This is a genomic window from Streptomyces sp. NPDC039462 (genome assembly GCF_055639375.1).
Window position 1 is genome coordinate 41,463 of the sequence record NZ_JBVKAO010000009.1, and the last position, 17,827, is coordinate 59,289.

Here is a 17,827-nt window from a genome sequence, read left to right on the forward strand (position 1 = left end):
GGGGGCGCCGGGCCCCGGCGTCGGAGTCGGAGTCGGCGTCGATTCTGGCCCCGGCGTGGGCGTCGGCGTGGCTCAAGCCGTCGTTGACCTGCGCCGATGTAGCGGTCATGACGACGTCTGCGTACTCCTCCGTCCGTAGCTCCGAAACCGTCGCCGGGCCCGCCCCCGGAGCGCCGCCCGGGGGCGGGCGATGGCGGGGCCGTTCCGTCCGTCTCGCCGTCTGCCTGCTGCCCGCTCTCGTCATCGGCTTCGCCGGGTTCCAGCGGCGGTGGATGTCCGACGACGGGCACATCTATGTACGGACGGTCCGGCAGGTGCTTGCGGGGAACGGCCCCGTCTTCAACCCCGGCGAGCGCGCCGAGTCGTCCACCGGCACCCTGTGGCAGTGGCTGCTCGTCGCGGGCGGGGCGACGGGGGCCGACATCGCGACGGTGGCGATGTACGGAGGGCTGCTGCTCACTGCCGCCGGGTTCGCGCTGGCCGCGCTCGGGGCACGGCGCTTGCTGCGTTCCGTGCCTCCCCTGCGCTCCGTGGGCCGTATCGGCCGCGTGGGCCGCGTCGGCCGCGTCGGCCGCGTCGGCCCCCTCCGGCCCTCCGGTGAGGACGGCTTCCTGCTGCCCTGCGGGGCACTCGTGCTGCTCGCGCTGCCGCCCGTCTGGGACTTCGCCACCTCCGGCCTGGAGACCGGCCTGGCCACCTGCTGGATCGCGGGGTCCTGGCTCGCGCTCATCGCCCGGCCCCGGTCGCTGGTGACGTGCGCGGTCCTGGGGCTCGGACCGCTCGTCCGGCCCGATCTGGCCCTGGTGTCGGCGGTCTTCCTGGCCGCGCAGTGGCTCATGGCGCGGCCCTCGTGGCGAGGCGTCCTCGCCGGGGCGGGTGTCGCGGGGGCGCTGCCCGTCTCGTACGAGATCTTCCGCATGGGCTACTACGGGCATCTGATGCCGCTGCCCGGCGTCACGAAGGAAGCTTCGCGCAGCCTGTGGGGCCGGGGCTTCGACTACCTCTGGGACTTCACCGGTCCGTACGCGCTGTGGCTGCCGCTGGCGGCGCTGGGCGCGGGGGTTCTGGCGGCGGGGCTGGGGCGGCGCAAGGGGCGTGCGCCGGGATCCACTTCCGCCGCCACACGCGCTGCCGGGGTTCCCGGCGCCGCGTCCGGCGGGGTGCCCGGCGCTGCTTCCGCCGGGGATCCTGCTGCGGCTTCCGCCGGGCTCGCTGCCGCAGCCGTCGGCCGTCCCGCCGCCTCCGCCGGGGGTCCCGCTGCCTCCCCCACCGGCGCGTCCACCGGGACCCCCGCCCCCACATCCGCAGGCCTGCCCGCCCCCACCCTTGCCCCCCTCCTCGCCCCGGCCCTCGCCCCCGTCCTCGCCGGCGTCCTCTGCTGGGTGTACGTCATCAAGGTGGGCGGTGACTTCATGCACGGGCGGATGTTTCTGCCGGGGCTGTTGCTGATGCTGCTGCCCGTCTTCCTCGTGCCCGTCACACGGGCGTGGAGCGTCGTCGCCGTGGTGGTCGGGGTGTGGGCCGCCGTGTGCGCGGCCAGTCTGCGGGTTCCGTACGAGGGGTACATCGGGCAGAGCGGCGTCGCGGACGAGCGTGGGGTGTACGTACGGCAGAACGCCGCGCCGCACCCCCTCCACCACGACTTCGCGGGGCATCCGGGCAACGCGTCGTACGCCCGGCTCGTACGGGACCGGGCGCGGGCCGGCGCGCCCACGCTGCTCCTGGCCCAGACACCGGTCGGAGCCCGGCAGCCCGGGGTGACCGGGGTCTACAACACGCTCGGCTTCAGCGGCTCCGTGATCCCGCTCTCCGGGGCCGCCCTCGACCCGATCGGGCTCGCCTACCCGCTGGCGGCCCACTCCGAGGGCTTCGTCGGCCGCGTGGGGCACGACAAGCGGCTCCCCGACGAGTGGATCGTCGCCGAGCGCGGCGTTCCGGGCGACCTGCCCCCCGGGCTTGACCCCGCCCGCGTCGACGCCGCCCGGCGTGCCCTGCGCTGCGCTCCTTTCGCGGAGCTGCGGGCGGCCACGCGCGCGCCGCTGACGGCGGGGCGGTTCTGGCGGAACCTGACGGGGGCCGCGGACCTCACGTCCTTCCGCTTCCCGAACGACCCGGTGCGGGCCGAGCGGGAGCTGTGCGGCACCGTGACCCACCCGGCGAAGTCCTAGCCGGCACGACCGCCATCGGGCCGCCCACCGGTCAGACGCGCCGCCCTGTCGATGGCCTCGGTCAGGTCGCGTACCTGCTTGTCGCGACCGCCGGAGGGCAACGCGTGGGCCCACCCCGAGAGTTCACGCAGGGACGGGGCGCCGGGGAGGGCCGTTCCGTGCTCCGGTCCGGAGTGACCGCCGGCCGGGGACGCGGCGCGCAGGCTGTCGGCGAAATAGGCGGCGGTCGCGGCGACCCGCAACCCCTCGTCCGCCTCGCGCAGTGAGCCGTCGAGGTCGGCGGCCTCGATCCGGCCCGACTCCTCGTGCGGCGCGCGGCTGTCCGGGTCGAGCCAGCGCACGCTCGCCGTGGCGAGGTGGCCCTCCGCGCCCGGCTCGGCCCGCACCGCGTACAGCGCCGTCACCGTGTGGCCGGGTCCGATCTCGCCGCCGTCCACGGAGTCGTCGCGGAAGTCGTCGTCGGCGACCTCACGGTTCTCGTACCCGATGAGCCGGAACTGCTCGACGGTCTCCGGGTCGAACGCGACCTGCGCCTTCGCCTCGCGGGCCCGCAGTTCGATGTGGGCGGGGAGCTGCTCGCAGAAGACCTCGCGGGCGTCCTCGTCGTTCGAGACGTATGAGGTGTGGCCGTCGCCCTTGTCGGCGAGCCGCTCCATGAGGGCGTCGCCGTAGTCGCTGCCGACGCCGACGCCGAAGAGGGTGATGCCGTGCTCGCGGCGGGCGTCGGAGATCCTCTCCAGGATGCCGTCGGCGCTGGTGTCACCGGTGTTGGCGAGGGCGTCGGAGAGCAGTACGACCCGGTTGGTGGCGCCCGCCCGCCTGCCGCGCACGGCGGTGTCGTAGCCGGTGGTGACGCCCGCTTCGAGGTTGGTGGACTGGGTGGGCTCCAGGCCGTCGATGGCGTCGTGCACGCGGTGGCGACCGTCCCCGGTGCCGGATGCGCCGAGGCGGGTCATCGGCAGGACCGTCTCCGCGGTGTCGCTGAAGGTGACGAGCGCGATGGAGTCGTCGGGCCGCAGCTGGTCGGTCATGATCCCGAGTGACCTCTTCACGAGGTCGAGACGGCCCGGTTCGGCCATGGATCCCGATACGTCGATGACGAAGGTGAGGGCGGCGGGCGGGCGTTCGCCGGCGTCCGGCTCGCCGCGGGTGGCGAGGCCGACCCGCACCAGCGACCAGCCGTCGTCCCCTGTCCTGGCACCGTCGACGCTCACGCTGAACCCGTCGCCGTCGGGCCGCGGATACTCCTGACGGAAGCTGTTGACGAACTCCTCGGGCCGGACCGTCGCCGGATCGGGCAGCCGCCCTTCGGCGAGGGTGCGCCGCGCGAAGCCGTACGAGGCGGTGTCGACGTCCAGGGCGAACGTGGAGAGGTGGTCGGGCGGGGGCGCGGCGTCCCGGTGGCCGCTCTCGTCGTCCCCGCCGGGCGTGGTGGGCGCGGGCGCGGGGAGCGGTCGGGAGCCGTCGCCCCTGGCCTTGCCCTCCGCGGTGGCGCCGTTGCCGCTGCTGCCGCCGGTGCAGCCGGTGAGCAGCAGACCGCCCACCATGGCCGCGGCGAGCAGCCCGTGTCGCGTCGTCCGGGTCCGCATCTCTCCCCCTCGTGTCGTCGTCGGCTTTCCCGACTGTGACGCGGAGGGGGCGTCGAACGATCGGCCCGGGACGTTGCGGAAGGGTTGCGATGCGGCATCGTCGAAGGGTTGCGATGCGGCATCGTCGAAAGGGCGCGATGCGGCGTCCTCGCTTCAGCTGACCACGTCCTTCCGCGCGAAGCCACGGAACGCCAGCGCGAACAGCACCAGCGCGTACGCCACCGAGACCGCCGAGCCCTGGATCATGCCGCCCCACTCCATCCGGGGCTGGATCGCGTCGGCCCAGGCGAACTGCCAGTGGGCGGGGAGGAAGTCGCGCCAGCCGCCGAGGGCGGTCACCGCGTCCAGGACGTTGCCGACGATCGTCAGGCCGACCGCGCCGCCCACCGCGCCGAGCGGGGCGTCGGTCTTCGTCGACAGCCAGAAGGCGAGGGCCGCGGTGACCAGTTGGGAGACGAAGACGTAGGCGACGACGATGACGAGGCGGCGAGTCGCCGTGCCCGCGGGGAGCGTGCCGCCCGTGGGGATCTCCAGGGGGCCCCAGCCGTACGCCATCGCGCCGACCGCCAGGGCGACGAGGGGCAGCAGCACCATCGCGGCGGCGCTCATGCCGAGTGCGACGGCCATCTTGGACCAGAGCAGGCGGGCCCGCGGCACGGGCGCTGCGAGCAGATAGCGCAGGGAGGACCAGCTCGCCTCGGAGGCGACGGTGTCCCCGCAGAACAGTGCGACGGGGATGACGAGCAGGAAGCCCGCCGACACGAACAGGCACGTCGCGGCGAAGTTCGTGGCGGACGCCGTCGCCGTGTCCATCAGTGTCACCTCGCCGCTGCGGGAGCCCGGCGAGCCGCCCGCGACGGCGAACGCGATGACCAGCACGACGGGGAGGAGCGCCATGATGCCGCCCATGACGAGCGTGCGGCGCCGCTTCAGCTGGCGGACCGCCTCGACCCGCAGGGGCAGGGTGCGGCCCGCGCGGTAGCCGGGCGCGGTGGGGCGCTCCAAGGTGGGGGCGCTCATGCGGTGCCTCCGATCAGGGTCAGGAACGCGTCTTCGAGGCGGCGGTGCGGACCCATGGACTCCACGGGCACGTCCAGGCGGACCAGTTCGGGCAGGAGGCGGACGGCACTGGCGTGCTCCGTGCCGTCGAGGCGCAGCAGGATGCCGTCGTCGGCGCGGACCGCCGAGGCGACGCCGGGCAGCGCGGCGACCTTCTCGACGAGCGGGTCGGGGATGTCCGTCGCGAGGCCGACGAGGAGCGTGTCTCCGGAGCCCACGATCTCGGCGACCGGGCCGGCCTGGACGAGGCGGCCGCGGTCCATGACGACGAGGTGCGTGCAGGACTGCTCGACCTCGGCGAGGAGGTGGCTGGAGACGATAACGGTGCGGCCGCCGCGCGCGTACCGGATCATGACCTCGCGCATCTCGCGGATCTGCGGCGGGTCGAGGCCGTTCGTCGGCTCGTCGAGGATCAGCAGGTCCGGGAGGCCGAGCATGGCCTGGGCGATGGCGAGGCGCTGGCGCATGCCCTGGGAGTACGTGCGCACGGCGCGGGCCAGGGCGTCGCCGAGGCCCGCGATCTCCAGCGCCTCCTCCAGGTGGGCGTCCTCGGCGGGGCGGCCGGTGGCCTTCCAGTACAGCTCCAGGTTCTCCCGGCCGGACAGGTGCGGCAGGAATCCGGCGCCCTCGACGAACGCGCCGACGCGGGAGAGGACGGGCGCCCCCGGCCGGATCGCGTGGCCGAAGACGCGGATCTCGCCGGCGTCGGGCCGGATGAGGCCCATGAGCATGCGCAGGGTCGTGGTCTTGCCCGCGCCGTTCGGCCCCAGGAGGCCGAGGACCTGGCCCTTCTCCACGGTGAAGGAGACGTCGCGCACCGCGTACCGGTCGGTGGATTTGGCGTACCGCTTGCTCAAGTCGGTGATCCGGAGCGGGACTTCGGCGAGCTCCGGGTCGGGCGCGGGGGCCGTGGTGCGCCTGCGCGCGGTGACGAGCAGGCCGAGGGCGAGGACGGCCGCGGCGGCGGGCAGCCACCACACCCAGGAGGGCAGCGGCGCGGCGGCGGTCTCCACGCCGGGCGCGGTCGGCACCTTCAGGTCGCTCTTCAAGGAGACGGTGTACTTGGCGGGCTCGACGGGTGACGCGTAGCCGAGGTCGGTCGAGGAGAGGGCGAGGCGGAGGCGGTGGCCCTTCTGCACCTCGTGGTCGACGGCGGGCAGGGTCAGCTCGACGTCCTTGCCGTCCTTCGCGCCGGTCACCCTTGTGGGGGCGACGAGTTGGGAGGGCAGGACCTGCTGCTTGCCGTCGGGCCCGACGTCGTACACCTTCCCGAACAGGACCGCGTCGCCGCTGGAGGACTTCACGTGGGCGCGCACCGTCGGGGTCCCGGTGATGCGGAGGTCGCCGCCGAGCGGCTTCGAGTCGAACTTGGCGAACTGTCCGGGGAAGTCCAGGGAGACGCCGACGCCCAGGGAGGACAGCCGGGAGAGCGAGCCGCCGCCGGCCCCGGGGAGCCCGGAGATCGCGGGCGGGCTCGCGCCCGCGGGGTTGTCGAAGGTCTGCTCGCGCCCACCGAGCGGCACCGCGCGCGGACCGCTCCTGAGGCCCGGATAGCGGTCGTCGCTCGCGCCACGCTGCCGCGCTGCACCATCGGTGGAGTCCATTCCTCCGGTGCGGGTGACGCGGAACGACGGGCCCGTGTCGACGCTCTTGTCGTCCTTCAGATAGCGGTCGAACCACGTGCCGATGCGCTGCTCGACGCGGTCGCGCTCGCGGTCTCCGCCGTCGTGTCCGCCGGCGATCCAGTCGACGGACACGGGCGCGTGGTTCGCGCGGACGGCCTTGGCGATGGCGTCGCCCTGGCTCAGCGGGAAGAGGGAGTCGGTCTGGCCCTGGGCGAGGAACGTCGGCACCTTGATGCGGTCGCCGACGGCGACCGGGCTGCGCGCGGCGAGCAGCTCGCGCGCCTCCGCGTCGGGCTTGCCGGCCACGGCGACGCGCTCGTACATCGCGCACAGCCGCTTCTCGAACTTCTCGCAGCCGCCACCGGTGTTGATGAACATGCCGGCCCAGAGCTTCTTGAAGACGTCGTCGGGGAACAGCGCGTCCGCGAGGTTCCAGTACGTGATCTGGGGGGCGATCGCGTCCACCCGCTTGTCGTGCCCGGCGGCGAGCAGTGACACCGCCCCTCCGTACGAGGAGCCGGTGACGCCGACGCGGGGGTCGCCGTCCTTGTCGAGCCGCACCTCGGGGCGGGTCGCCAGCCAGTCGATCAGCTTCGACACGTCGGCGACCTCGCCCTTGGGGTCGTTGAGCCCGATCTTGCCGGTGGACCTGCCGAAGCCGCGGGCGGACCACGTCAGGACGGCGTACCCCTCCTTGGCGAGGTCTTCCGCCTGCGCGCGCACGTCGCTCTTGCTGCCGCCGAAGCCGTGGCCGATGAGGACGGCGGGCCGCTTCTCGTCCGGGTCGCCCGCCGTGAAGTACGAGGTGTCGATCCGGGCTTCGCCGGTGTCGACCATGCGGTCCGCTCTGTGCACGGCCGGGCCGTCGTCCGAGGCGACCGCCGACCATGTGCCCACGCCGGCGAGGACCGCGACGGCGGCCGCGGTGGCGAGCAGCCGGCGCGGACCTCGCGGCACGGGGAACCTGGGCCTGGGCAGTCGTAGATCCATGCCGTCCACCGTACGGGCGGGGACCGACAACCGGGGCAGCCGCCGGTCTGAACCCGTGCGCCTCCCCGGGGAGTAGACTCCGCGCCCCACGTACCGCGGTGGTGGTACGCGGGGGGATCCGGGTCGTCGGTCAGCCGAGGCCGGAACGCGTCGCAGAGGGCGGTGCGGAGCGCCAGGTGAGGAATGCGGCCCCGATGACGGGCAGCATGCAGACGGTCTGCGTCACCGCGTACCACGGCGGGCAGACGCCGGGGATCAGGTCGACGCCGATGACGGCGATCGGCATGACGACGGTGAGGATCCGCACGCGTTCGACGGCCCGGCGGGAGCCGCGGGAAGCGGAGCGGGCCAGCCGGTGGATCAGCACGGCGACCAGGGGCAGCAGGACCGCCCGCACCCACATGAACGTGTTCACCGGATGTCCGGTCGCCGCGAGCACGGCCACCGTGCCGAGCAGCGCGGCGCTCAGCGCTCCGTAGAGGGTGACGAGGAGCCGGATCGTCCGGAAGGTGTGCGTGAGGGATTCCATGCCGTCGACGCTAAGGAGCGCGTGACCTGCGGAGTATCCGTCTGGACGCACGGGTGGGTGGGGCCAGACCCACTCCCCTGGCGATCAGGGCGGCCGCGGCCGCCGTCCGGTGCAGAGTGGGAGCACCGGGACGGAAGGCGAAGGAAGAAACATGCGTCAGCTGAGTAAGTGGAGGGCGGCGGGGGTGCGCGTCGGCACCGGGTTCGTGCGGGCGTGCGCCGTGGTGGTCGTCAGCATGCCGGTGCCCGCCGTGTGGGCCGCCGCCGTGGCACTGGGCATCCGGTGGGGGCCAGGGAACCCGTGGTCGTGGCTCGCGCCGTTCGTGCTGGGGTGCGGGGGCACGCTCGCGCTGTCCCGCCCGCTCTGCCGGGCGGTACGGCACCTCGTCGCGCGGTGGACGGGCACGGAGCTCCCCGCCGGATACCGGCAGGCCGGACCGGTGACGCGGATGTCCACCGGGTACTGGTGGAACGGCTTCGGCTACGAGCGGACCCGGCGCGACGCCCTCATGGACCAGAAGTGGCGGGTCCGGTGGGCCGATCCCGCCACCTGGCGCGACCTGCGCTTCACGGTGATCGTGCCGTTCACGGCGGGGTTGGCCGCCTGTGTGCCGCCGGCCGGAGTGGCCGCGGCGGTCGTCGGGCTCGGCGGGGCGGGGGCCGGGGTGCGCGTCGTCGGCGCACTTGGCCTGGTGGTGGCGGTCGCCACGGCCCCGTACGCCTGGCGCCTCCTCGAACCGGTGGCTGTCCGCTTCCTGCGCCCGTCGCCCGCGATGGCGCTGGCCGACCGCGTTGCCGAGCTGACCGCCCAGCGCGCGGACACGACCGTCGCGCAGGCCGCCGAGATCCGCCGCATCGAGCGGGACCTGCACGACGGGGCACAGGCCCGCCTGGTGGGCCTCGGGCTCTCCCTCGCGACCGCGGAGAAGCTGATGGCGACCGACCCCGAGCAGGCCAGGGCGCTGATGCGGGAGGCGCGGGCCGGCGCCGTGGCCTCGCTGGCCGAACTCCGCGAGCTGGTACGGGGGATCAGCCCGCCGGTGCTCACCGAGCGGGGACTCGTCGACGCCGTCCGCGCGCTCGCCCTGGACGTCCCGCTCGACGTGACCGTCACCGCCGACGACGGGCTGCGCCTGGACCCGCCCATCGAGGCCGCCGTCTACTTCGGCGTCGCCGAGCTGCTCACCAACGCGGTGCGGCACTCCGGCGCGACCCGGGCACGCGTCTCCCTGACCCGGGACGGCACCGGCGTCGTCGCCGAGGTCGAGGACGACGGCCGGGGCGGGGCCGGTGCCCGGGACGGCGGCGGGCTCGCGGGCCTGCGCCGCCGCCTCGCGGTGTTCGACGGCACTCTGGAAATCAGCAGTCCCGCGGGCGGCCCGACGCGTGTGAGGATGGCGGTGCCATGCGAATCGTCGTAGCCGAAGACCTCTACCTTCTGCGGGACGGGATGGTCCGCCTGATCGAGGCGTGCGGGCACGAGGTGGTGGCGACGGCTGCCACCGGGCCCGAGACGCTCGACGCGCTGCGGACCTTCCGCCCCGACGTGGCCGTCATCGACGTCCGCATGCCGCCGACGCAGTCGGACGAGGGGCTGCGCGCGGCCCTCGCCGCCCGCCGTGAGATGCCGGGCCTGCCGGTCCTCGTCCTCTCCCAGCACGTCGAGCAGCTGTACGCGCGGGAGTTGCTGGCCGACGGCTCGGGCGCCGTCGGCTACCTCCTCAAGGAGAGCGTGTTCGACGCCGACCAGTTCATCGGCGCCCTGGAGCGCGTCGCGGGCGGCGGGACCGCCATGGACCCGGCCGTCATCGCGAAACTGCTGTCCGCCGGTTCCACCGGGCGGGGCCTCGACCGGCTCACCGAACGCGAGCACTCCGTCCTCGCCCTCATGGCCGAGGGGCTGTCCAACCAGGCCATCGGGCGCCGTCTGTTCCTCAGCGAGAGCGCGATCAGCAAGTACACGACCTCCATGTTCGGCAAGCTCGGCATCAGTGACGACGACGACAGCAACCGCCGCGTCCTGGCCGTCCTGACCTACCTCAACGAGTCCTCCCCGCCCGCCTGAACGCGCCCCATAGAGTCGCGTCATGACATCCCGGGACTCCGACTCGTCCAACTCCCCCGACCCGCTCGGCTCTCTCGCCACCGGCCAGCGTTCGCTGGGTGATCCGTCCGTCCGCTTCCCGCTGTGGCCGCCGCTCACCGCCGGGTGCCCGGTCACCAGTACGGACACCGTGTCGTACCCGGTCGAGGTCGACTACGCCTACGGCCAGGTGCCCGCCGACCTCTTCACCCCCGCACCTCGCCATTCGTACGGCCACGACCGATGGGCCCCTCTCCTGCCGCCGCTGCACGCCCCCGGACTCGGCGAGGGCGGCACGCCGCTCGTGGCCTTCGGCGACGGCCTCTGGATCAAGGACGAGTCCCGCAACCCGACCTGGAGCCACAAGGACCGCATCAACCGCGTCACCGTGAGCGCGGCGGTCGGCGCGGGCGCGGAGGGCGTCGTCGTCGCCTCGTCCGGCAACCACGGCGCCTCCGCGGCGGCGTACGCGGCGCGGGCGGGGCTGCGTTGCGCCGTCCTCACCTCGGCGGACACACCTCCCGCGGTCGACGCGTTCCTGCGGGCGTACGGCGCCGTGGTGCTGCCGGTGCCCGTGGACGCGCGCTGGCCGCTGCTGCGGCGGATCGTGGAGCGGTTCGGCTACCACCCCGTCAGCAACGTGACGCCCACGCACACCGGACACGCGTTCGGGCCCGAGGGGTACAAGACCCTCGCGTACGAGATCCACGCCGAACTCGGCGTCCCCGGCGCGGTGTTCCTGCCCACCGGGTACGGCGAGCTCCTCTTCGGCGTCTGGAAGGGCTTCGCGGAGCTGGTCAGGATCGGCGTGACCGACCGGGTGCCGCGCCTCTACTCCTGCGAGCCCGCGGCCGGCGGGCCGCTCGCCGCGGCGCTGCGGGACGGGGTGCCCGCGACGGAGGTGCCGGTCGGCGAGACGGCCGCGTACGCCATCAGCTCGTCGGTCGGCGGGTACCGCGGGGTCGTCGCCGTGCGGGAGAGCGGGGGCGCGGCGCTGCTCGTCACGGACGCGGAGATGGTGGCCGCGCGGGACGAGCTGGCGCGGGGCGGGCTGTGGGCGGAGCTGTCCGCCGCGGCGGGGCTCGCGGGGTACCGGCAGCTGGGGCCCGCCGCCGTGGAGGGGCCCGTGGTGTGCGTCTCCACGTCCAGCGGGTTCAAGGACCGTGACCTTCTCGACGGGGCGGGCTCAATCGAGCTGGACCCGGCGGACTGGGCGGAGGTGGAGCGGCGGGTGGGGGCGTGAGCCCGCCACGCGTCTGCCGCGTCAGCCCTGCCCGTCCTCCGGCACGCTCACCAGCCACCGCGTGTCCCGCCGCGGCCGCAGGTACAGCGCCCAGTACAGGGTGGCGACCACCACGATCCCGCCGGTCCAGCCGAGGTAGGCCGCCTCCTGCTGGCTGAGCACGTACGCGAGCACCGCGATCAGCACCACCGGCACCGCGGGCCACAGCGGCATCCGCCAGGCCGCCGCGTGGTTGTGCGAGCCGCGGCGGGCCAGCAGCGCGGCGACGGCCACCAGCAGGTACATGCCGGTCACGGAGACGCCGGTCACGCCGTACAGCGTGTCCAGGTTGACGAAGCAGAGGAGCGCGCCGGGGACGCCCACGAGCAGCGTGGCGATCCAGGGGGCGCCGGACGCGCCGAGCTTGGACAGGGCCTTGTTGACCGGGGTGGGCCACGCCTTGTCCCGCGCCGACGCGAACAGGACGCGGGAGTTCTGGATGACCATGACGATGCCCGCGTTGATGATCGCGAGGGCCACGCAGAGGCTGACGAACGTGCCGACCGCCGAGTTCGACCAGGCGGCCACCATGGCGCTGATGTCGCCCTCGGTCAGCGCCGTGAGGCTCTCCGCGCCCATGGTGATGGCGATGACCGGCACCAGGATGATCACGGCGGAGATGGCGAGGGTGGCGAGGACGGTGCGCGCGACGTTGCGGCGCGGGTTGTCCATCTCCTCGGAGAGGTAGACGGCCGTGGAGAAGCCCTGGGTGACGAAGAGGGCGATGGCGAGCCCGGAGACGATGAGCATGGCGGTGACGGTGTCGACGCCGCCGGAGCCGCCCGAGCCGGAGCCGGACGCCACCGTCAGGTCGACCAGGCTGCCCGGGCCGCGCTCGGCGTGCGCGAAGCCGAGGACGGCCACGACGCCCGCCGCGACGACTTCGAGGACCAGGAAGATGCCGGTGATCCACGCGTTGGCGCGCAGGTCGAGCAGGCCGGCGAGGGTCGCGCAGATCATGACGCCCGCGCCCGCGTAGGACGGGTCGAGGTGCACGACCGGGGCCAGGTAGTCGGCCGTGCCCATGGCGATGACGGGCGGCACGATCATCACGACCAGCAGGGACAGGACGAAGACCAGCCAGCCCGCGAGGCGGCCCGCCATCGTGGAGACCATCGCGTACTCGCCGCCCGCGCTGGGGATGAGGGTGCCCAGCTCGGAGTAGCAGAACGCGACGCCCACGCAGAGCAGCGAGCCGATCGCGATGGTGAGCGCGGTGGCGGTGCCGAGCGAGGAGAAGAGGTCGGGGACGACGACGAAGAGCGTGGAGGCGGGCGTCACGCACGACAGCGTGAGGAGGGTGCCGCCGACGACGCCGATGGAACGCTTGAGCTTCTGGGGATCACCCGGGACGGCCACCGGCACCGGAGGTGCTTCGGTGGTGGCGGACTGGGGCGGGCGAAGCGTATCGGTCATGGAGCGCGGTTCCGATCGACTCGTGCGGCAGGAGATGCGTCTGGGATGCGGCGGGAGCGCTATCGCCTCCGAAGGCTGGTTGAGCTGCGCGTTTCTGTGGCTCCCGGCGCGTCATCGAACCCCGGGGACAACCGGAACGTCAACGGTCACTTACCTACGGAATCCGCAGCACGGCCCGACGCCAAGTCGCCTCGCATTCCCAAGAGTTTGCCGAGGCAGGCCTCAATGAACATGCCGCTACCGAAGATGACCTTCATATTGCAGGCGTATGAACACAGGGGCTTTAGCTGCCCGAATTGCGACCTGTGCACGGGAACCGCAAGGGGAGCGTCAAAAAAGAATCAGGGCCGTCCGGAATCCGGACGGCCCTGATGCACACTCGGTCACCGGTTGGCTGCGGTCAGTGCGTCGGGTGGAGCCGGTAGGAAGGATCCAGGTCGCGGATCTCCGCCGAGTACGTCGCGCCCTCCACCCCCGACAGATGCTTGCCGAGCAGCGCCAGCACGTCGTCGGAGAGCGTCGCCTTCACGGCGCGGCCGCGCCCCGGCAGCAGGCCCACGGTGACGTGCACGAAGGGTGCGCCGGGCCTGCCGTCCACGAAGGCCGCCGACGAGCGGCAGAACGTCTTGCCGACGCCGACCGAGTCCACCCGCTCCACGACCAGGGGATGCAGCTCCGCCACCAGGGACGGCAGATCCAGGACGCCGGACAGGGTGTCGGCGTAGTCGATGTCGATGTGCGGCATGGCTCACGGCCTTTCATGTAGTGCACACACATCGTAGAACGGTGAACCAACGGCGAAGCCCCCGGCCGGGGGGCCGAGGGCTTCGGGAGCCGGAGGGAGGTGGCTCAGTGGTTGCGCGGGAAGCCGAGGTCCACCCCGGCCGGCGCGTCCGACGGGTCCGGCCAGCGCGTGGTGACGACCTTGCCGCGCGTGTAGAAGTGCGTGCCGTCGTTGCCGTAGATGTGGTGGTCGCCGAAGAGCGAGTCCTTCCAGCCACCGAAGGAGTGGTAGCCCACCGGCACCGGAATCGGCACGTTCACGCCGACCATGCCCGCCTCGATCTCCAGCTGGAAGCGGCGGGCCGCGCCGCCGTCCCGGGTGAAGATCGCGGTGCCGTTGCCGAACGGCGAGGCGTTCATGAGCGCCACGCCCTCGTCGTACGTGTCGACGCGCAGCACGCACAGGACCGGGCCGAAGATCTCGTCCCGGTAGGCCTTGGCAGTCGTCGGGACGCGGTCGAGCAGGGAGAGGCCGATCCAGTGGCCGTCCTCGTATCCCTCGACGGTGTACCCCGTGCCGTCGAGGACGACCTCGCAGCCCTCGGCCGCCGCGCCCGTGACGTACGAGGCGACCTTGTCGCGGTGGGCCGCGGTGATGAGCGGGCCCATCTCCGACGTCGGGTCGTTGCCGGGGCCGATCTTGATCTTCTCGGCGCGCTCCTTGATCTTGGCGACCAGCTCGTCCGCGATCGAGCCGACCGCGACGACGGCGGAGATGGCCATGCAGCGCTCGCCGGCGGAGCCGTAGGCCGCGGAGACGGCGGCGTCGGCGGCCGCGTCCAGGTCGGCGTCCGGCAGGACCAGCATGTGGTTCTTGGCGCCGCCGAGGGCCTGCACCCGCTTGCCGTTGGCGGAGGCCGTGGCGTGGATGTGGCGGGCGATCGGGGTGGAGCCGACGAAGGAGACGGCCGCGACGTCCGGGTGCTCCAGGAGGCGGTCCACGGCCACCTTGTCGCCGTGCACGACGTTGAAGACGCCGTCGGGCAGACCGGCCTCGCTCAGCAGCTCCGCGATCTTCATCGACGCCGAGGGGTCCTTCTCGCTCGGCTTGAGCACGAAGGTGTTGCCGCACGCGATGGCCAGCGGGAACATCCACATTGGGACCATGGCGGGGAAGTTGAACGGCGTGATGCCCGCGACGACGCCCAGCGGCTGGCGGATCGACGCGACGTCCACGCGGGACGCCACCTCCGTCGACAGCTCGCCCTTCAGCTGCACCGTGATGCCGCAGGCCAGATCGACGATCTCCAGGCCGCGGGCGACCTCGCCGAGCGCGTCGGAGTGCACCTTGCCGTGCTCGGCGACGATCAGCTCGGCGATCGCGTCGCGGTTGGCGTCGAGCAGCGCCCGGAACTTGAAGAGGATCGCGGTGCGCTTGGCGAGCGAGGACGTGCCCCAGGTCGCGAAGGCCTCGCGAGCGGCGCCGACGGCGGCGTCCACCTCGTCGACCGACGCGAACGCGACCTGCGTCGTGACGGCACCGGTCGCCGGGTCGGTGACCGGGCCGTGGTTGCCGGACGCGCCCTCGACGGCCTTCCCGCCGATCCAGTGATTGACGGTCTTCGTCATGACAAGCATCCCTACTCTCACAGGTGGCGGCGTCGGGCAGCGACGTGCCGGTCGTACTCTTCCCTGGCCTTGACCGCGGACACCCGGGTCGCCGTCTCGGCCACGGGCACATCCCACCACGCCTGCGCCGGGGGCGGCCCCGACACTGTGTCTGCCGTTTCCGTCTCCACATAGACACATGTGGGACGGTCTGCCCCGCGCGCCTCGCGCAGCGCCTCCCGCAGGTCACGGACGGTCCTGGCGCGCAGGACCCGCATGCCGAGCGAGGCCGCGTTGGCCGCGAGATCGACGGGCAGCGGGCCCTCGGTGTACGACCCGTCCGGCGCCCGGAAGCGGTACGCGGTGCCGAACCGCTCGCCGCCCACGGACTCCGAGAGCCCGCCGATGGAGGCGTAGCCGTGGTTCTGCAGGACGACGACCTTGATCGGCAGGTTCTCCTGGACGGCCGTGACGATCTCGGTGGGATTCATCAGGTACGTGCCGTCGCCGACCAGCGCCCACACGGGCCGCTCCGGCGCGGCGAGCGCGACGCCGATGGCCGCCGGAATCTCGTATCCCATGCAGGAGTAGCCGTACTCGACGTGGTACTGCCGCGGCGACCGGGCCCGCCACAGCTTGTGCAGGTCGCCGGGGAGCGATCCCGCGGCGTTGATGATCACGTCCTCGTCCGTCACCAGCGCGTCGAGCAGGCCGACGACCTGGGCCTGCGTCGGGCGCACGTCCGGCTCGTCCGCCTGGAACGCGGCGTCGACGCGCCGCTCCCAGCGCTCCTTGTCGTCCGTGTACTCGACGGCGTACGCGGGCTCGACGCGATGGCCGTGCAGCGCCTGTGTGAGCGCTTCGAGTCCGGCGCGGGCGTCGGCGATCAGGGTGTCGCCGGCCAGCTTGTGGCCGTCGAAGGGCGCGATGTTGAGGTTGAGGAAGCGCACTCCGGGCGCCTCGAAGAGCGTGCCGGACGCGGTGGTGAAGTCGGTGTAGCGGGTGCCGACGCCGATCACCAGGTCTGCGGTGCGGGCGAGTTCGTCGGCTGTGGCCGTGCCGGTGTGCCCGATGCCGCCGACGTCCGCCGGGTGGTCGTGGCGCAGGGAGCCCTTGCCGGCCTGGGTGGAGGCGACGGGAATCCCGGTGGCGTCGGCGAAGTCCCGCAGCGCGTCCTCTGCGGTGCTGTGGTGGACGCCGCCGCCCGCCACGACCAGGGGGCGGCGGGCCGCGCGCACCACGGCCACGGCGGTGGCCAGTTCGCGCGGATCGGGGGCCGGGCGTCGGACGGTCCACGTCCGCTCGGCGAAGAACTCGTCCGGCCAGTCGTACGCCTCCGCCTGCACGTCCTGCGGCAGGGCGAGCGTGACCGCACCGGTCTCCGCCGGGTCGGTGAGCACCCGCACCGCGGCGAGCGCGGCGGGGATCAGCGCCTCGGGCCGGGTCACGCGGTCGAAGTACCTCGACACCGGGCGCAGGCAGTCGTTGACCGACACGTCGCCGGCGTAGGGCACTTCGAGCTGCTGGAGGACGGGGTCGGCGGGCCGGGCCGCGAAGGTGTCGCCGGGCAGCAGGAGGACGGGCAGCCGGTTGACGGTGGCGAGCGCGGCGCCGGTGACGAGGTTGGTGGCGCCGGGGCCGATGGAGGTGGTGACGGCGTGGGTGGCGAGGCGGCCGCACTGCCTGGCGTAGCCGACGGCGGCGTGCACCATGGCCTGTTCGTTCCTGCCCTGGTGGAAGGGCATCTCGTCGGCGTGCTCGACGAGTGCCTGCCCGATGCCCGCCACGTTGCCGTGGCCGAAGATGCCCCAGGTCGCGCCGATCAGCCGCTGCCGCGTGCCGTCCCGCTCGGTGTACTGCCGGGACAGGAAGCGCACGAGCGCCTGCGCGGTGGTGAGCCGCACATGGCCCGTCTTGACCTGTGTCATCGGTATCCCTCCGTGTGGTCGGGGTGGAAGCAGATCCGCCACTCCCGCTCCTGGCCGGGGCCCGCCATCACGTTCAGGTAGTACATCGCGTGCCCCGGCTGGGCGATGGACGGGCCGTGCCAGCCGTCCGGCACCAGCACGGCGTCCCCGGTGCGCACCTCGGCGAGGACGTCGGTGCCGCCTTCCCGCGACGGGAAGACGCGCTGGTACCCGAAGCCGTCGCGGCCCTCCGGCGCCTCGATCTCGAAGTAGTAGATCTCCTCCAGCTCCGCCTCGACGCCGGGGCGGTGCTCGTCGTGCTTGTGCGGCGGGTACGAGGACCAGTTGCCGCCGGGCGTGATCACCTCGACGGCGATGAGCCGGTCGCAGTCGAAGGCGTCCGCCGAGGCGAAGTTGCGCACCTCGCGGGCGCAGCCGCCGCTGCCTCTGCTCTCGACGGGTACCTCCGGCGCGGAGCCGTAGCGGGCGGGGAGTCGACGCTCGCACTTCGCTCCTGCCAGGGCGAAGCGGCCTCCCGCGCCGGAGGCGATCTGGATCCGGGCGTCACGGGGCACGTAAGCGAAGTCGGAGACTCCGCTGAACACGCTCTCGCGGCCCAGCAGTTCGATGATCCCGTCTGCTGTCTGCACCGTACAGCCGCCGGTCAGCGGGAGCACGATCCATTCACTCTCCCCGGTGGCGAAGGAGTGCAGCCCGCCCGGTCCGAGCTCGACGACGCGCAGGTGGGAATAGGTCCAACCGGCCTTTTTCGGATCGATGTCCAGGGCGTACGGACCGTCGGCCGCACTCCCTTTCGGTACGTACGTCATGTGGGCCTCCTCGGCCTGT

At 73.1% G+C, this 17,827-nt stretch carries 13 protein-coding genes; 4 read left to right on the top strand and 9 right to left on the bottom strand.

Annotated elements, in window-relative coordinates:
- The first annotated feature begins 107 nt into the window (after positions 1-107).
- Entirely contained in the window at positions 108-2,168 is a 2,061-nt protein-coding gene (locus ACZ7LU_RS35560) for an arabinofuranosyltransferase AftB family protein (RefSeq protein ID WP_471919114.1), read from the top strand.
- Here ACZ7LU_RS35560 and ACZ7LU_RS35565 read toward each other — a convergent pair.
- From ACZ7LU_RS35565 to ACZ7LU_RS35580, 4 genes are all read right to left on the bottom strand, one after another.
- On the bottom strand, positions 2,165-3,757 hold the full coding sequence (locus ACZ7LU_RS35565) for a vWA domain-containing protein (protein ID WP_471919115.1): 1,593 nt from the start codon (positions 3,755-3,757) through the stop codon (positions 2,165-2,167). The two genes, ACZ7LU_RS35560 and ACZ7LU_RS35565, sit on opposite strands and share 4 nt — an antisense overlap.
- 153 nt (positions 3,758-3,910) lie before the next feature.
- Positions 3,911-4,777, bottom strand: a complete 867-nt coding sequence (locus tag ACZ7LU_RS35570; protein ID WP_468311655.1) for an ABC transporter permease — start codon at positions 4,775-4,777, stop codon at positions 3,911-3,913.
- Entirely contained in the window at positions 4,774-7,431 is a 2,658-nt protein-coding gene (locus tag ACZ7LU_RS35575; protein ID WP_471919116.1) for an alpha/beta fold hydrolase, read from the bottom strand. The genes ACZ7LU_RS35570 and ACZ7LU_RS35575 overlap by 4 nt, the downstream gene beginning before the upstream one ends.
- Before the next feature lie 130 nt (positions 7,432-7,561).
- Positions 7,562-7,960: a hypothetical protein gene (locus ACZ7LU_RS35580; protein ID WP_471919117.1), complete on the bottom strand. Its 399-nt coding sequence runs from the start codon at positions 7,958-7,960 to the stop codon at positions 7,562-7,564.
- A 151-nt stretch (positions 7,961-8,111) separates the two neighbouring features.
- On the opposite strand from ACZ7LU_RS35580, the gene ACZ7LU_RS35585 reads away from it, so the two are divergent.
- The 3 genes from ACZ7LU_RS35585 to ACZ7LU_RS35595 are packed head-to-tail and all read left to right on the top strand — an operon-like array spanning position 8,112 to position 11,285.
- On the top strand, positions 8,112-9,380 hold the full coding sequence (locus ACZ7LU_RS35585; RefSeq protein ID WP_471919118.1) for a sensor histidine kinase: 1,269 nt from the start codon (positions 8,112-8,114) through the stop codon (positions 9,378-9,380).
- Positions 9,365-10,024, top strand: coding sequence for a response regulator transcription factor (locus ACZ7LU_RS35590; RefSeq protein ID WP_398297926.1), 660 nt, complete (start codon positions 9,365-9,367; stop codon positions 10,022-10,024). The genes ACZ7LU_RS35585 and ACZ7LU_RS35590 overlap by 16 nt, the downstream gene beginning before the upstream one ends.
- 22 nt (positions 10,025-10,046) lie before the next feature.
- Entirely contained in the window at positions 10,047-11,285 is a 1,239-nt protein-coding gene (locus ACZ7LU_RS35595) for a threonine synthase (RefSeq protein ID WP_471919119.1), read from the top strand.
- Positions 11,286-11,306: 21 nt separating this feature from the next.
- On the opposite strand, the gene ACZ7LU_RS35600 is transcribed toward ACZ7LU_RS35595, so the two are convergent.
- The 5 genes from ACZ7LU_RS35600 to iolB all read right to left on the bottom strand — a co-directional run bounded on the left by ACZ7LU_RS35600 (position 11,307) and on the right by iolB (position 17,808).
- Positions 11,307-12,740 carry an APC family permease gene (locus ACZ7LU_RS35600; protein ID WP_470982059.1) on the bottom strand — a complete coding sequence of 478 codons (1,434 nt, stop codon included), beginning with the start codon at positions 12,738-12,740 and terminating at the stop codon, positions 11,307-11,309.
- A 400-nt stretch (positions 12,741-13,140) separates the two neighbouring features.
- On the bottom strand, positions 13,141-13,485 hold the full coding sequence (locus ACZ7LU_RS35605; protein ID WP_471919120.1) for a tautomerase family protein: 345 nt from the start codon (positions 13,483-13,485) through the stop codon (positions 13,141-13,143).
- Between the two features lie 104 nt (positions 13,486-13,589).
- Positions 13,590-15,092 carry a CoA-acylating methylmalonate-semialdehyde dehydrogenase gene (gene mmsA, locus ACZ7LU_RS35610; protein WP_468716869.1) on the bottom strand — a complete coding sequence of 501 codons (1,503 nt, stop codon included), beginning with the start codon at positions 15,090-15,092 and terminating at the stop codon, positions 13,590-13,592.
- Between the two features lie 17 nt (positions 15,093-15,109).
- Positions 15,110-16,999, bottom strand: coding sequence for a 3D-(3,5/4)-trihydroxycyclohexane-1,2-dione acylhydrolase (decyclizing) (gene iolD, locus ACZ7LU_RS35615; RefSeq protein ID WP_471919121.1), 1,890 nt, complete (start codon positions 16,997-16,999; stop codon positions 15,110-15,112).
- Positions 16,996-17,808: a 5-deoxy-glucuronate isomerase gene (iolB, locus tag ACZ7LU_RS35620; RefSeq protein WP_471919122.1), complete on the bottom strand. Its 813-nt coding sequence runs from the start codon at positions 17,806-17,808 to the stop codon at positions 16,996-16,998. Before iolB ends, iolD begins: the two co-directional genes overlap by 4 nt.
- Positions 17,809-17,827: the final 19 nt, after the last annotated feature.